10 protein-coding genes are annotated in these 14,909 nt (G+C 33.4%); 2 read left to right on the plus strand and 8 right to left on the minus strand.

Annotated features, from left to right (window positions below):
• Window positions 1-38: 38 nt before the first annotated feature.
• Window positions 39-1,097 (plus strand): endonuclease/exonuclease/phosphatase family protein, encoded by a 1,059-nt coding sequence (locus H5V42_RS05335; RefSeq protein ID WP_185782094.1) that lies wholly within the window; start codon window positions 39-41, stop codon window positions 1,095-1,097.
• Window positions 1,098-1,124: 27 nt separating this feature from the next.
• Window positions 1,125-1,604 carry a hypothetical protein gene (locus tag H5V42_RS05340; protein WP_185782095.1) on the plus strand — a complete coding sequence of 160 codons (480 nt, stop codon included), beginning with the start codon at window positions 1,125-1,127 and terminating at the stop codon, window positions 1,602-1,604.
• 8 nt (window positions 1,605-1,612) lie between these two features.
• On the opposite strand, the gene H5V42_RS05345 is transcribed toward H5V42_RS05340, so the two are convergent.
• The 8 genes from H5V42_RS05345 to uvrC all read right to left on the minus strand — a co-directional run bounded on the left by H5V42_RS05345 (window position 1,613) and on the right by uvrC (window position 14,552).
• Window positions 1,613-2,047 carry a hypothetical protein gene (locus tag H5V42_RS05345; RefSeq protein WP_185782096.1) on the minus strand — a complete coding sequence of 145 codons (435 nt, stop codon included), beginning with the start codon at window positions 2,045-2,047 and terminating at the stop codon, window positions 1,613-1,615.
• Window positions 2,048-2,143: 96 nt separating this feature from the next.
• On the minus strand, window positions 2,144-5,395 hold the full coding sequence (locus tag H5V42_RS05350) for a TonB-dependent receptor (RefSeq protein WP_185782097.1): 3,252 nt from the start codon (window positions 5,393-5,395) through the stop codon (window positions 2,144-2,146).
• Between the two features lie 165 nt (window positions 5,396-5,560).
• Window positions 5,561-7,198: a glucose-6-phosphate isomerase gene (gene pgi, locus H5V42_RS05355; RefSeq protein WP_185782098.1), complete on the minus strand. Its 1,638-nt coding sequence runs from the start codon at window positions 7,196-7,198 to the stop codon at window positions 5,561-5,563.
• A complete protein-coding gene (locus H5V42_RS05360; protein ID WP_185782099.1) occupies window positions 7,143-8,477 on the minus strand; it encodes a M23 family metallopeptidase in 1,335 nt (444 codons plus the stop codon). The genes pgi and H5V42_RS05360 overlap by 56 nt, the downstream gene beginning before the upstream one ends.
• On the minus strand, window positions 8,477-9,451 hold the full coding sequence (locus H5V42_RS05365) for a tryptophan 2,3-dioxygenase family protein (protein ID WP_185782100.1): 975 nt from the start codon (window positions 9,449-9,451) through the stop codon (window positions 8,477-8,479). Before H5V42_RS05365 ends, H5V42_RS05360 begins: the two co-directional genes overlap by 1 nt.
• Window positions 9,452-9,461: 10 nt before the next feature.
• Window positions 9,462-10,235, minus strand: a complete 774-nt coding sequence (locus tag H5V42_RS05370) for a DUF3108 domain-containing protein (RefSeq protein ID WP_185782101.1) — start codon at window positions 10,233-10,235, stop codon at window positions 9,462-9,464.
• A gap of 287 nt (window positions 10,236-10,522) precedes the next feature.
• A complete protein-coding gene (locus H5V42_RS05375; protein ID WP_185782102.1) occupies window positions 10,523-12,781 on the minus strand; it encodes a patatin-like phospholipase family protein in 2,259 nt (752 codons plus the stop codon).
• Window positions 12,765-14,552 carry an excinuclease ABC subunit UvrC gene (gene uvrC, locus H5V42_RS05380; RefSeq protein ID WP_185782103.1) on the minus strand — a complete coding sequence of 596 codons (1,788 nt, stop codon included), beginning with the start codon at window positions 14,550-14,552 and terminating at the stop codon, window positions 12,765-12,767. Before uvrC ends, H5V42_RS05375 begins: the two co-directional genes overlap by 17 nt.
• Window positions 14,553-14,909: the final 357 nt, after the last annotated feature.

Genomic DNA, 14,909 nt, shown 5'->3' on the forward strand with positions numbered 1-14,909 from the left:
TTTATCGCTAAATGTTATGGGTTCATTATTTTAGGTGAATGAGAATTTGGACACTAACCACCTTGCTGTTACCCCTTTTAGTTCTTGGGCAAAGACCAACTACATACAAAATTAGAACGGTAGCTTTTTACAACCTTGAAAACTTATTTGATACTAAAAATGATTCGTTGATTTTTGATGATGATAGAACACCTACTGGCAGGTATCAATGGACAGAAATAAGGTATAAAACCAAAATCACCAATTCTTCTAAAGTACTATCTAAAATTGGTGAAGCAACAGCTAAACAAACACCAGATATAATTGGGTTATGTGAAATTGAAAATAAAACCGTTTTACGCGACCTTATAACACACCCTAATCTAGTTGACGGAAATTATGGATTTGTCCATTTTGATTCACCAGATGATAGAGGAATTGATGTTGCCCTGTTATACAAGAAAGCGGCTTTTTTACCAAATGCTTCTAAAAGTCATCGGTTACTTTTATTTGATGATGAAGGTAATAGAGATTATACCAGAGATCAATTGGTGGTTTCTGGTTATTTAGATGATGAAGAGGTGCATTTTATTGTAAATCACTGGCCATCTAGAAGAGGCGGTCAAACCAAAAGTGAACCCCTACGAATTAAGGCTGCTCAATTAACAAAAAGAATCATAGATTCTTTACAAACTATAAATAATGCAGCAAAAATTATAACCATGGGTGACTTAAATGATGACCCCATAAACAATAGTCTAAAAAAAGTTTTAAAGACCAAAAGCAAGCCGAAATTAGTTGATAGCCTTTCTCTATTTAATCCTATGGAAAAACTTTTTAAAAAAGGATTTGGGACCTTGGCTTATAGAGATAAATGGAACTTGTTTGACCAATTTATTATTACACCAAGTTTGGTAAATGATTCAAAAAAATCATTCCAATTTTGGAAAGCTGGTATTTACAATCCAAAATATTTACAAAACAGTACTGGCCAATACAAAGGCTACCCTTTTAGAACCTATGTGGGCACTACCTATCAAGGGGGTTATGCAGACCATTTTCCTGTATATATCTATTTAATAAAAGAATTACAACAAAAAAGGCAACCAAATAACTAGAACGCATCTTACTATTAAAAGCACCTTATGAATAAATTCTGTTGCCTGGTAGTATCTTTTGTTTTACTACTATTTTTTTCTTGTGATAGTGACCCTTGTGAAGGAGTCGTTGCAGATGTTATTACCCAACAATTATATGTAGAATATGTAAATGCCGCAGGTGAAAATTTACTAACTAATGGTACGTATGCTGCAGAGGAGATATTAGTTGCTTTCAATGGGTTTTCTAGAGCGCCCTTTATTTTTAACGACTCCTACGAAAACGTTCCACAAGAACTACAAAACCGTATACTATTAGATGTAATTAATTTGGATGACCAACCCAATATTTGGACAATAAGTTTAAGTGCTAACGAAACAGACAGTCTAGAACTATTTTTATCTGTTGAAAGTAGCGGTTTTAGTGGTACATTTTATACTATAGATGACCTTAAGTATAACAATGCCTCTTTGAGCCACACACAATTCAATAATGAAAATATCTATTTAGTAACTGTGATTAAGTAATCATTTATTTACAACCACTGGCTCCAAGGAATTCTACTCAGTATCAACACTAAACCTAAGCCATAGAAAATGGCAATGCTTTTAAATTTAGCTTCATCAGAGGTCTTTTTCTTATGACGAGACCATCCAATGGTAATTAATGCAAGTGCTATAATATTAATTGTTGGATGTTCTAAAGCCAATAAACGTGCAGCAGAGCTAAGGTTACCAATACCTACATTGGTAATTGCATTTAATCCGTTCGCAGAAACAAAATATAAAATTAAACCTACTACTAATTGAATATGACTTAGAATCAAAGCAAACAAGCTTACCCTTAAGTCTTTTTCAAACTTGAATTCTTTTTTACCTAACCATCCTATAAATGCGTTAGCTACTGCAATTAATAAAATTAAAAGTACAACGTACGCTAAATAAGAGTGTAAATATTTTAATACTTGCATTTTTTGAGCTGTTTTAGTTTGGCTAAAGATACCTTCTTTTTGGAGCAAAAAAAACCCCCGCCAAGAGCGAGGGTTTATTTTTTTTAAATTATGTGCTTAGTTAAAGATATAACGTACCCCTAACTGTGCTTGCCATCTTGAAGACTGAATTCCAAAATCATCAACTTGTTGAAAATCTGGATTACCGTTATCATCCATAACACCAGAGTTAATACTGAATACTGGAGTAGTATCTGTAGAAACAGTAGTTAATGGGCTAACGTTACCACTAGTAAAGTTAATTGCTCCCCACTCTTTATTTAACAAGTTAGTAAAGTTGAAAATATCAGCAGATAATTGCAAAGTGTTTGTTTTATTACCTGTTTTAATGCTGAAGTCTTGTAATAACTTAAAGTCAACTACGTGACTCCAAGGACCTCTAACTGCATTACGCTCTGCATAACTTCCTCTATTTTCACGTAAGTAGTCTATGCTATTGATGAAATTATCTAATTGTGCCCATTGCGCTGCTTGTTCAGCTTCAGTACCGTTAAATGTAATTTGGTCTGCACTTGCAGGAATAAAAATTAAGGCGTTGTCTCTAGAGTCATCATTCAATAAATCTCTACCTTCTCTATACGTAAAGCTATAAGGTGAACCTTGGAAACCATTATAGAAAAATGAAACCGTTGTTGCTACATTCTCATTCCACTCTAATCTGTAAGATGCGTCAGCAGTAATTCTGTTACCTAAAGCAAAGTCTGAACGAGATACTGGAATTCTTGAGTTCTTACCGTTTACAGTTTGAATGTTTCTCCATTGAGAACTGTTCTGAGAAGAAGTTCCATCAAATATTTTATTTGATTCACCGTAAGTGTAAGATACCGATCCTGCAAAACCATTTTGATAAGGCTTTCTAAGGGTAAAAGTTAAGTTTGTTGCGTTACCTTCACCAGTGTTAGATGCCAAAATAATTCTACCATAAGTAGGGTCAATTGAAGCCGAACCACTTCTATTATAAAAAGGTCTGTTATCTGCACCTTCGTAATTACCAACTGCAGCAGGTAAATTTAAATTTTCATAATAAATATCTGTAATTACATCTGTGTATAAGAAATCAACAGAACCTATTAAGCCCCACAACGGTAATTTTTGGTCGATAGCAATATTGTATTTTACTACTTGTGGTAATTTAAAATCTTCAGAAACTAAGTCAATATTACCACCTAAACCACCTGAACCTGGTGCAGGATCTTCAAATTGTGCATTTACATCAGCAACAAATGGCTGGCCAAATTCAAAGTTAAAACCACCTGTAACACCATTGTTGTTATAAGTACCACCTGGCCAAACTAAAGGTAAACGTGAAGTAAATACACCAATACCACCTCTTACTTGAGTATTTCTTTCTCCATCAACATCCCAGTTAAATCCAATTCTTGGAGAGAAAACAGCATTACTAACTTGCTGACCAACTCTAGCGCCTTGTAAATTTTTACCCGCAGCTTCTAATAAACCAACTGTTCTTGTATTGAAATCATCATTTACTGGACCGTCTTTCCAAACAGGAATATCAATTCTTGCACCTAAACTTACACGAAAGTTGTCTGTTAAATCAACTTCATCTTGTACGTAAAAACCATACTGTTCAGTTTTAAAATCAGCAGAACCGGCAGATTCATCACCATTTACTCCGTTACCCACTAAAGAGTACCCGTGTTGGTATACATCAGCATCTTGTCCTGTTAAAAATTGATTTAGACCTGTAGATAATAAATTACCATCGTCATCAAATTGATCTTCGAAAGTGTAATCACCATAGTTAAAAGCAAAGAATAAGTTTTTAACCGTTGCAAATTCAAGGTTAGCACCTAAAGTTATAGTGTGACGACCAGAGTAAATTTCAAAGTTATTGTTAATTGTTAAGTAATCTGTATTTAACAAGTTAGCCGTTGAAAATGGTTCTGAACCAAATGAAATGGTACCGTCGCCATCTTGAATATCAACTGTTGGAAATGGATCACCAAAAGGATCTCTATCATCTCTTACAGCTGTAAAACCAACTACTAAATTATTACTGAATTTATTGCCAAATCTTGAGTTTAATTCTAAAGCAGTAGAGTTTGTAGTTGACTCAAAAAACTCTGAACCATTTATAAATCCTATCTGACGGTTACCTACGTTTCTAGCTTCTAAGTTTTCAGCACCTACGTAACTGTGACGTAAAGATAAGTTGTGGTCTTCATTAATGTTCCAATCTATCTTAGCAACTAAAGTGTTACTTTCAAGCGTAGTAGTGTTATTATCGAAAGTACCTGGATTGTAATTATAGGTATTTTGTAAGAAGTTTACTAAGTTATCTAAATCTGCTTGTGAAGAACGACCTGTGTATTGACCCGCAAAATTAAATGGTTGTGGAATTTCAGTATCTCCTCTTTCATAGTTCACAAAGAAGAATAATTTATCCTTAATAATTGGACCACCGATTCTTAAACCATAAGTATTGGTAGAAAAATCAGCTAATTTTTCTCTTTCATCATCACTATTTACGTTAGCAACTGGTGTTTTACCCGCTAAATCTTGATTTCTTGTAAAGTAGTAAGCAGAACCTTCTATGTTATTAGAACCTGATCTTGTTACCGCGTTAATAGATCCACCAGAGAAACCTGATTGTCTAATATCAAAAGGGGCAATGTTAATTTGAAACGTTTCAATTGCATCAACTGATAGAGGATTTACCCCTGTTTGACCACCATTGGTACCAGAGCCTGCAAGACCAAAAACGTCATTATTTACAGCACCATCAACATAGATAGCATTGTAACGGTTGTTCTGACCAGCTAAAGATATTGAGAAACCATCGTTACCTTCTGATAACTGAGCTTGTGGAGTTAATCTAACAAAATCAGCCAAGGATCTTGAAGCCGCTGGAGTAGTAGCAACTTGCCTTTGTGAAATGTTAGTTTCGGTACCTGTTTTATTAGCACCAAAAACGCCGTTAGAAGTACCAGTAACAACTACCTCATCTAAAGCAGTTGCTGACTCAGATAACTGCGTGTTAATACGTTCAGTACTACCTAAATTTAAAAAAACATTGTTTTTAACATCATCATTAAAACCAATATAAGATAATGTAATTGTGTAAGGACCACCACTACGCATACCAGAAATACGGTAGTAACCGTCAAAATCAGTAGCAGCTCCGTAGGTTGTTCCTGAAGGAACGTGTAATGCAACAACGCTGGCTCCTGGAAGGGGCTCACCGTTTTGATCGGTAATCTGACCTCCAATACCGGAAGTAGTTACACCTTGCGCAAAAGCCATTGCTGAGAATAGAAAAGCAACAGCAACCAAGTAAAGATTTTTCATTTTCAAAAATTTGAATTTTAGCACTGCAAAAGTGTACGATCTTTACTGTTTTATCATTAATTCAAGGTTAAATCAAACTGATTTTCTTAACATTAAATTTACATTGTCAACAACCTGAAAACCAAAAATTTATATTGAAGTTTAGAGGAATATTAAAATCAGAAATTAGGCTTTAAATTTTTGCAATAATTGCAATGTAGAGGCATCATGTTTGCTAATATCATCACCCGCTATATCTCTAAGCGTGTTTTTTGCTAATTGCTTGCCCAACTCAACCCCCCATTGATCGTAACTAAAAATATTCCAAATTAGACCTTGAACAAATATTTTTTGCTCATACATGGCTACTAAAGCACCTAAACTTTTTGGTGTAAGCTTATCAATTAAGATGGTATTTGTAGGTTTATTACCGTCAAATACCTTGAACGGTACTAACAAGTCTATTTCTTCTTTACTTTTACCAGAATCAGCTAATTCTGCCTCAACCTCTTCACTTGTTTTGCCATTCATCAAGGCTTCAGTTTGGGCAAAGAAATTAGCCATTAACTTGTTATGGTGATCTTTATCTCCAAACAATGATTCTTTAAAACCAATAAAGTCTGTAGGAATTAATTTGGTTCCTTGGTGAATTAACTGAAAAAAAGCATGCTGCGAATTTGTTCCGGGCTCGCCCCAAATAATTGTTCCTGTTTGGTAAGAAACCTTATTTCCATTTCTATCAACACTTTTACCATTACTTTCCATAATACCTTGCTGCAAATAAGCGGGTAGCCTATGTAAATATTGGGTATACGGAATTAATGCTTCGGTTTCTGCGCCATAGAAATTATTATACCAAATGCTTAAAAGCGCTAAGATTACAGGAATGTTTTCTTTAAATTCTGTGTTCTTAAAGTGCAAATCCATTTCGTTTGCGCCCGTTAATAAATCTTCAAAATTTGAATATCCAATTGCCAAAACAATTGATAACCCAACAGCACTCCATAAAGAGAATCTTCCTCCAACCCAATCAGACATTGGAAATACATTTTCTTCTGCTATTCCAAATTCATTAATCATTTCTAAATTGGTAGAAACAGCTGCAAAATGGGTTGCAATATCTTCTTGGCTTGCATGTTCTAAGAACCATTTTTTAATTGTGAGTGCATTGCTTAATGTTTCTTGAGTTGTAAACGACTTTGAAACCACAATAAAAAGTGTTGTTTCTGGATTTACTTCTCTTAAAACCTCATGTACTAAATCACCATCTACGTTGCTTACAAAGTGCATTTTAAGGTGGTTCTTGTAGAATTTTAAAGCTTCGGTAGCCATTACTGGTCCTAAATCAGAACCTCCGATACCTATATTTACAACATCTGTAAAAGTTTTACCTGTATATCCTTTTTTAGTTCCAGAAATTACCGCTTCTGAAAAAGCTTTCATTTGTTCTTTTACTTGATATACTTCTGGGACTACGTTTTTACCATCAACTTTAACCACCTCATCTTTTTGTGCACGCAAAGCTGTGTGTAATACCGCTCTTTTTTCGGTTTCGTTTATAATACCACCGCCAAAATAATTTGCAACCCCATCTTTAAGTTGTACTTCTTCTGCCAATTTAAAGAGCAAATCCATTGTGGTTTGGTCAATTCTATTTTTAGAATAGTCTACAAAAAAATCTTTCCAACGTACAGTAAAATCAGCTGCTCTATTAGGATTACTCTCGAAAAGAGATTTAAGATGTTTGTTCTTAGTTGAAGTAAAATGCTCACTTAGCTCCTGCCAAGCTGTTGTTGTTGTAGGATTTATTTTGGGTAATTTCATCTTCGTTAAGTTTGATAATATTGTCTTGTTTTACAGATTGATTAGGATAATTAATACAATCTATTTGAAATTTTAATGGGTTAATGGCTTCAAAATAGGCTGGTTTTAAAGTGTCTTTAATGGCTTCTGCGGTTGGTAATTTTTGACGTAATGGGTCTACCTGAACACCATTTTTCCAGAAACGATAACAAACATGTGGCCCACCGGTATTACCGGTCATGCCTACCCAGCCAATAACATCACCCTGTCTAACAAAATCTCCTTTCTTTACATTTTGAGCGCGCATATGTAAATATTGCGTACTATACATACCATTATGTTTAATTTTTACATACTTGCCATTACCTCCCCTTCTTCTAGATTCTGTTACTGTACCATCAGCGGTAGCTACAATTGGTGTGCCTATTGGCGCGGCATAATCTGTACCGCGATGAGGACGAACTTTATAGCCATAGTAGGCTATTCGTCTCTTTAAATTAAATCTAGAACTTAATCTATATCCAAATTTAATTGGGGCTTTTAAAAAGGTACTTCTTAAACTATTAGCTTCTTGGTCATAATAGTCTTTAACTTTATTGATAGTGTCTGTCTCATAAGGAAATGCATATATAGGCTTTCCTTTATGTTCAAAATATGCAGCTTTAATTTCTCCCACGCCAGCATAAATAGTATCATTTATGTAACGTTCATCATAAATAATTTTGAACTTATCGCCTTTTTCTAAACGAAAAAAATCAACCGTCCAAGCATAAATTTCGGCTAAATTTAAAGTTACATTGTAGTCAACTCCTAAGGAGTCCATATCCATAGATAGAGAATTGTTAATTACACCACCAACCTCTCTCTCTATAAATTTTACCTTTCTTTTACTTGTATAGGCGCTAACAGAATCTCTGAAATCTATTACTGTGTAGTTTATTTTATCATTTTGATAAATAAATACTTGTGCTTTACCAATTGAATCTTTGGATTTTAGAATAAAATAGGGTTTGCCAGTTTTGATTCTTCTAACATCAAAGGTATCCTTGTAATTTTCGGCAATGGTAAGTACTTTCTCGTAATCAACATGATTTTCTAGCATCAACTGACCAAAACTATCACCGTTTTTTATGGTGTCTTGAACAACTTTAAACGCTTCAAAATCAAAACCGAATCTTTTAACTATAGCCTCTTCTACATTGTTGATAGCTATATCATCTTCATTTATTTCTGTTTTTGGGTCATTTTTACAAGCAGCTAAAATGACCAACAACAAAACAATACCCCAATACTTGTACATCAATTAAAAACCTTATTTGCTGGATTGAAAATATGGTCAACCCATTGTTTACCCCATTCTTCGATTTCTTGTTCTGAATACAAAGTTGGAAAAAATATTACTTTCTGAAAACTCGGTGGTAAGTAAGCTTTCCAATTTGTGCCTCCAGTAGCATCAACAGCTTTGTTTTTATCTCTTGCCAAATACCTGTAAGCTGAACCCATATGCATTAAAGGCCAATTAATATTGGCATTCATATCCATTTTTTTTAGGGCATCTATTAATGCTTCATCTTTTTTATCTGACTCAGATAAGGCGTGGTATTTATTATAAATAGTACTGCTTTTTACCTGATTGGCTATTCGAAGTAATCTTGGGGTATACCTAAATTCAAATTGTTTTAAGGTTAGTGTTTTTTCTCCTGTTTCTATATCTGTTGCACCTTTTTTCCAGTAAATGTGTTCGAATAATTCTTCAACGCTATGGGATTCAGAAAATTTATCTCTCTCTGACCAGTGCACTAAATTTTCTAAAGGAGTTGCATAAACTTCAATCATACGATACTGCGCTGATTGAAAACCACTTGCTGGCAATAACGCCATTCTGTATCGCAAAAATTGTTCTCTTTGCATGCCGTTAATCATGATAGAGAAACTTGAAATCAGTGCTTGATAATAATTATTTATGCGATTAATTTTTTCCTTGAAATTTTCAAGGTCTTGAGAATTGTCTTCTACCAACTGCTTTTCTTCATGCAGTATTAATTTAAAATACAATTCTGTAATTTGGTGATACATGATGAAGATTTCTTCATCAGGAAAATGAGTTCTTGGAACTTGTAGACTTAGTAAAGTGTCTAAATGAATATAATCCCAATAAGTTAAATAGCGTTGGTATAAAAGCCCATCTAAGTAAGAACTTAAATCTTGTCCAGAATTTTTAAATTTTTCTTCAAGCTTATTTATTTGCGAAGCTATTAACTCTTCTTTTTTCATTTAAAAACGGTCAATCCACAATTATTTTAAATTGGTTTTTAAGGCCGTTATAACCGTCTAAATCTGCTTTTAAAGAGCCAACAGCAAGATCAGCCTTAATTCTAACCGGAATTTTATTTAAGTCATTTGAAACCCAAAGAGTTAAACTTTCTTCTTCTTTAAATACACGGCCAGATTGCACCAAGGGTCTAAATTTAAGACATTCTACCTTGCCATATTTAGTTTTTAAAACTTCTTTACCTAAGTATTTTAATTTGAATTTATAAATTCCATCATCATCAAAAAGCATATCCATGTCAACACTTTCACCAATTTTAATATCATCTGGATTTACATAATTACGCAAAGCATAAGATGCTGAAATTATATCTTGTATTCTGTCATGTACCGGTACGTCTAATTTTTTATCGTTTTTTATGTCATTTATCCTAGCTACATCATTGTTGTAATCAAAATCTATTTCAATATTTTTGGTGTAACCGCCTTCATTAATATCTCTCAAGAATTTATAAGGTTTACCGTCATACTTACCAAAGTAGCTTTCATAAGTATCATCAACTTTAAAAAATATACTTGCAAAGCCTGTAGTTTGGCCTTTACCAACTGCGTGGTAAACCGGGATACTATCTATGTTATCAGAAGACAAATGAAGTGTAGCGTAACTGGCATTGAGAATACCATAGTGTATTCTATATTTTAACCATTCACCTTCTTTATAGGCCTTTTTTTGAGCAACCAGCCCAGTTGTGAAGCTTAAGAGTAGTAATAGAAATATTTTTTTCATAGCGCAAAATTCAATGTAAAAATATCAAAATGATGGTTTTACGGTTCTTTTTTACAATAACTTAAACAAATCTTATTCCAAAGTATTGTACAAAAAAGCCCCGATGTATTCATCGGGGCTTTCCTAAATAACCAACCAAACTTTAAATTATGAAAAACCAATACTTAAAGTTAAAAGGGAACCACCCCTTTTCTTACTCAAATTTACACAACCACGGCACCTTGAAAAAACCTTTTAACGCACTTTAACTTGGTTAGCGCTTTTTTAATATGATTTTAGCAAAAACCTTAGAACCAATAGCCTACACTGAAGAAAAATTCGCCTTGATCAACTTGCGGAGAAAAGGTGTAAAATACTTGAACCGGACCCAAAAAAGATTCAAAACCATACCCAACTCCAAAACCAGAAAAGTCTGGTGCTGTAAACCACTCACCCGTTTTAAACAAATCGTCCTCTACATTGGCAATGTTTGCTGTAAACATTAGATGATTTTTAGGTGCAATTTCGTAGTCTAACCTTGCAAAGGCTTTTACAAAACTGTTGCCTGGAATAGATAAATAATCGTAGCCCATAAATGGAATAAAATTGTTTAACCTTTGATTACCATAACCCCCTAACACAAAGTCTAAAGAACGTACATCAGAAGTTCCTAATTTAAAACCACCTTCTGTTTCTATATTTAAAGACAGTTTAGGCAAAACGGCAAACGCTGTACCCATGCGAGCTTTGGCAATTGCGAATTGATTAAAAACTTCTCCTAAATGTGAAGATAGCAGATACAAATGTGTGTCGCCATCAAAAAACAATCCTGTTTTTGGAAAATACTTATCATCATAGGTGTCAAATCGAAGGTTTCCAAAAACACTAAAGAAATTAGTGTTTTCGAAATTAGTTCTTGGTGAATTACTTGCGTTTATTAAGCCCTCAGCATCTTCTAAATTTAATGTTCTTGTAGAATATTTTAGCAACTTATGTTCTGCACCTATTCTAAAAGCAAACTCTTCTCTTATAAACGTTTCTAAATAAACTTGATTGGTTAAGTCTGATACATCTAAATTAATTTCACCTACACCTGTACTTTCTTCAAAATCAAAATTTTCGGTTAATGCATTAAAAGCCACTTCTTCATCGAAACCTGAAAAGCTAGAATTGACTCCAAAACTCCAGTAAGCTCCTTTATCAATGTAATATTCTGCAGCATACCTAATATGGTCTCCTAGAATTAAGTCAAAAGAGCCTACATCATCTTTAAAAAAAAGTCCTTTATTCGTAAAATTTATTAGTGCTGCGCTCTTGTACAAATCATCATAATGAGCTCCCGCTTTTAAATATAATTTATTGGGTTTCTCTATAAGTTTTAACACTAAATCTGTTCCCAATCCATTTGAACGCAACTCGTACCTAATAGCTTTAAAATTATCTGTAGCAGCCAAATTATTTACTCCTTGTTTGAGCTTATCAAAGGCAATAGTTTCTCCTAAATTAAATCTGAGTTTACCCTTTATATAACCTCTAGAGTACCTGTCGTTACCTTCGATAATCATTCTGTTAATTACCAAACTATCTAGAGGTTGTATTTTTTCTTTAACACTAGTACTGCTTTGTTGTTTGGCAACTTCATTAAGCTGGGGTAAAACTTTATTTGCCGCTTTTATACCGCTATTGATAATCGCATCAATTTTTTCAAAATCAATAACGGAGAAGTCTTCGATTTCTGGGTCAATGTAGATATTGGTCTTTTTGCGTTTCTCAACCATATCTTTTACTGTTCTGTAATTATTTATTTGCAATAAGATTTCTGTGGCTGAAGCAAGCGATTCTCTTTTTGCTAGACCGTCTTGAACATCTATACCAATAATAACATCTGCACCCATCTGTTTAACTTCATCTATGGGAAAGTTGTTAACCACCCCACCATCTATTAAAACCATTCCTTCAATTTCTGTTGGCTCAAATAAAGAGGGTAACGTTCCACTTGCCATTATAGCTTCTGGTAAAAATCCATGGTCTAACATTACTGCTTCACCGGTTTCAATATTGGTGGCAATACATAGAAATGGTATTGGTAACTTATTAAAATCTTTTACATCTTTTACATGAAATAATAAGCGTACAAACTCTGTATAGACATTTTGACCACTAGAAATACCTGGTGGAAAGGTTACTTTAAATCCATCAAAAGGAAGTGTTAGTGCATAACGCTCTGCATCTTCTTTTTCATAAAATGACTGCGCACTACGAGGAACATTGTCTTGTATTAACTCAGGTAAATTGGTGTTTCTAAAGATAGAGTCTAGCTCGCTTGCTGAATAACCAGCAGCATACAAACCACCTACAATTGCGCCCATACTCGTACCACCTACGTAATCTATTTTAATACCGGCTTCTTCTATAACTTTTAATGCGCCTATATGTGCTAATCCTTTTGCGCCGCCACCACTTAAGACTACACCTACTTTTGGCTCTTTTTGAGCAAAACTATATTGGCTTTTTATAAAGCAACATGTAAAAAGTAAAAGGATACTTATTTTAATGGAAACTCTCATAAACTTTTTTTGCTTTAGCCATGCCTACTGTTTTCGCTAAAGAATCAATAGAAGCTTCTTTAATGCGTTTTATTGACTTAAAATTTTTCAACAACTGTTCGGCAGTTTTGGAGCCTATACCCTCAATGTTTTCTAATTCAGAATTAATTGCTGCCTTGCTTCTTTTATTTCTATGATGGGTGATACCAAATCTATGCGCTTCGTTACGGAGCTGTTGAATTATTTTAAGGGTTTCTGATTTTTTATCTAAATATAATGGTATTGGGTCTTCTGGAAAGTAAATCTCTTCTAATCTTTTAGCAATACCAATAATGGCAATTTTACCTCGTAAGCCTAAAATTTCTAGACTTTTTAAGGCTGAAGAAAGTTGCCCTTTTCCACCATCTATTACAATTAATTGTGGTAGAGGTTCATCATCATTTAACAATCTTCTATAACGTCTAAAAACTACTTCTTCCATAGAGGCAAAATCATCTGGACCTTCTACAGTTTTTATATTAAAATGCCGGTAATCTTTTTTAGACGGCTTACCATTTTTAAATACTACACAAGCAGCTACGGGATTAGTTCCTTGTATATTAGAGTTGTCAAAGCACTCTATATGCGTAGGCTCTTCAGAAAGTCTCAAATCAGCTTTCATTTGTGCCATTAGTCGTTTTGTATGCCTATCTGGGTCCACAATTTTCATTTGCTTAAATCGCTCTTGTCTAAACAATTTGGCATTGTGTAAAGAAAATTCTATAAGTTTTTTCTTATCGCCCAATTTGGGAATGGTGACCTTTAAATTGCTTACCAATTTAACCGGAAATTGAAGGTAAATCTCTTTAGAATCTGATTTAAAACGTTGCCGTATTTCTGTAATAGCTAGTTCTAATAATTCTTCATTAGTTTCATCTAGTTTTTTACGAATTTCCATAGTATGAGAACGTACTATAGTACCGTAAGAAAGTTGTAAAAAGTTTACATAGCCGTGAGTTTCATCTGAAAAAATAGTAAAGACATCAACATTACTGATTTTAGGATTTACAATTGTTGACTTGGATTGATAATTCTCTAAAACTTCAATCTTATTTTTTAATAACTGTGCTCTTTCAAACTCTAAATTAGCTGCCTCAGTCTTCATTTGCTTTTTTAAAAAGCTCAAAGCACTTTTAAAATTCCCTTTTAAAATCTGTCGTATATCTTCTATTTGTTGATTGTAGTCCTCAAGCGTTTGTTTGGCTTCACAAGGACCTTTGCAATTGCCTAAATGGTATTCTAAGCAAACTTTATATTTCTCAGCATCAATTTTGTCTTTTGACAAATCATAATTACACGTTCTTAAAGAGTATACACTTTTGACCAATTCTAAAATGGTTCTTACCGTTTTCATACTAGTATATGGCCCAAAATATTCTGAACCATCATAGATTAATCTACGTGTTGGAAAAATTCTGGGGAAACGTTCATTTTTTATGCATATCCAAGGGTAAGTTTTATCATCTCTTAAAAGAACATTATACCGTGGTTGATGTTCTTTTATAAGACTATTTTCTAGCAATAAAGCGTCAGACTCATTTTTTACTGAAATGGGTATAACCTTTACAATCTTGCTAACAAGAACTCTTGTTTTACCATTGTTATGCTTTTTAGTAAAGTAAGAAGTAACTCTTTTTTTTAAATTCTTTGCTTTTCCAACATAAATGAGTTTGCCCTGACTATCAAAAAATTGATACACACCAGGGGAAGTGGGTAAAGTGCTGATTTGTACTTGAATTGGTACTTCTGACATTTATTTAATTGAAAAATCTTTCTAAAAATGAATAAAATTTACTGGCCTACGCGTAACTAATTTCAATAATAGTATAAAATTAGAAGATATGGCTAACATTCTGTATTACAACTAAAATAACTTAGATATTACCTTTTTAAAACATTTAATTAATACCTAAACCATGCTAAAATTTGTTAATTTTTATGCAGTTCATCGTTTAAAATTAACCGTTTATGGAATTTTTTATTCATTTTTCGTTATATTTAATCCACCAAAAATGATATATGGAAAATTATTTAATCGTTTTAGGTATGTATTTAGTACTGATGCTGTTCTTTAAAATTTATTTCGCAGTATCCTCTAGAGACTAATCTA

It is taken from the genome of Croceivirga lutea (assembly GCF_014235875.1).
Lineage (GTDB): Bacteria > Bacteroidota > Bacteroidia > Flavobacteriales > Flavobacteriaceae > Croceivirga > Croceivirga lutea.

What these genes read in the sequence shown, in the direction of transcription:
- H5V42_RS05375 (WP_185782102.1), bottom strand. Translation starts at nt 12,781, where the DNA reads ATGAGAGTTTCCATTAAAATAAGTATCCTTTTACTTTTTACATGTTGC.
- pgi (WP_185782098.1), bottom strand. Translation starts at nt 7,198, where the DNA reads ATGAAATTACCCAAAATAAATCCTACAACAACAACAGCTTGGCAGGAG.
- H5V42_RS05365 (WP_185782100.1), bottom strand. Translation starts at nt 9,451, where the DNA reads ATGAAAAAAGAAGAGTTAATAGCTTCGCAAATAAATAAGCTTGAAGAA.
- H5V42_RS05345 (WP_185782096.1), bottom strand. Translation starts at nt 2,047, where the DNA reads ATGCAAGTATTAAAATATTTACACTCTTATTTAGCGTACGTTGTACTT.
- H5V42_RS05360 (WP_185782099.1), bottom strand. Translation starts at nt 8,477, where the DNA reads ATGTACAAGTATTGGGGTATTGTTTTGTTGTTGGTCATTTTAGCTGCT.
- H5V42_RS05370 (WP_185782101.1), bottom strand. Translation starts at nt 10,235, where the DNA reads ATGAAAAAAATATTTCTATTACTACTCTTAAGCTTCACAACTGGGCTG.
- uvrC (WP_185782103.1), bottom strand. Translation starts at nt 14,552, where the DNA reads ATGTCAGAAGTACCAATTCAAGTACAAATCAGCACTTTACCCACTTCC.
- H5V42_RS05335 (WP_185782094.1), top strand. Translation starts at nt 39, where the DNA reads ATGAGAATTTGGACACTAACCACCTTGCTGTTACCCCTTTTAGTTCTT.
- H5V42_RS05350 (WP_185782097.1), bottom strand. Translation starts at nt 5,395, where the DNA reads ATGAAAAATCTTTACTTGGTTGCTGTTGCTTTTCTATTCTCAGCAATG.
- H5V42_RS05340 (WP_185782095.1), top strand. Translation starts at nt 1,125, where the DNA reads ATGAATAAATTCTGTTGCCTGGTAGTATCTTTTGTTTTACTACTATTT.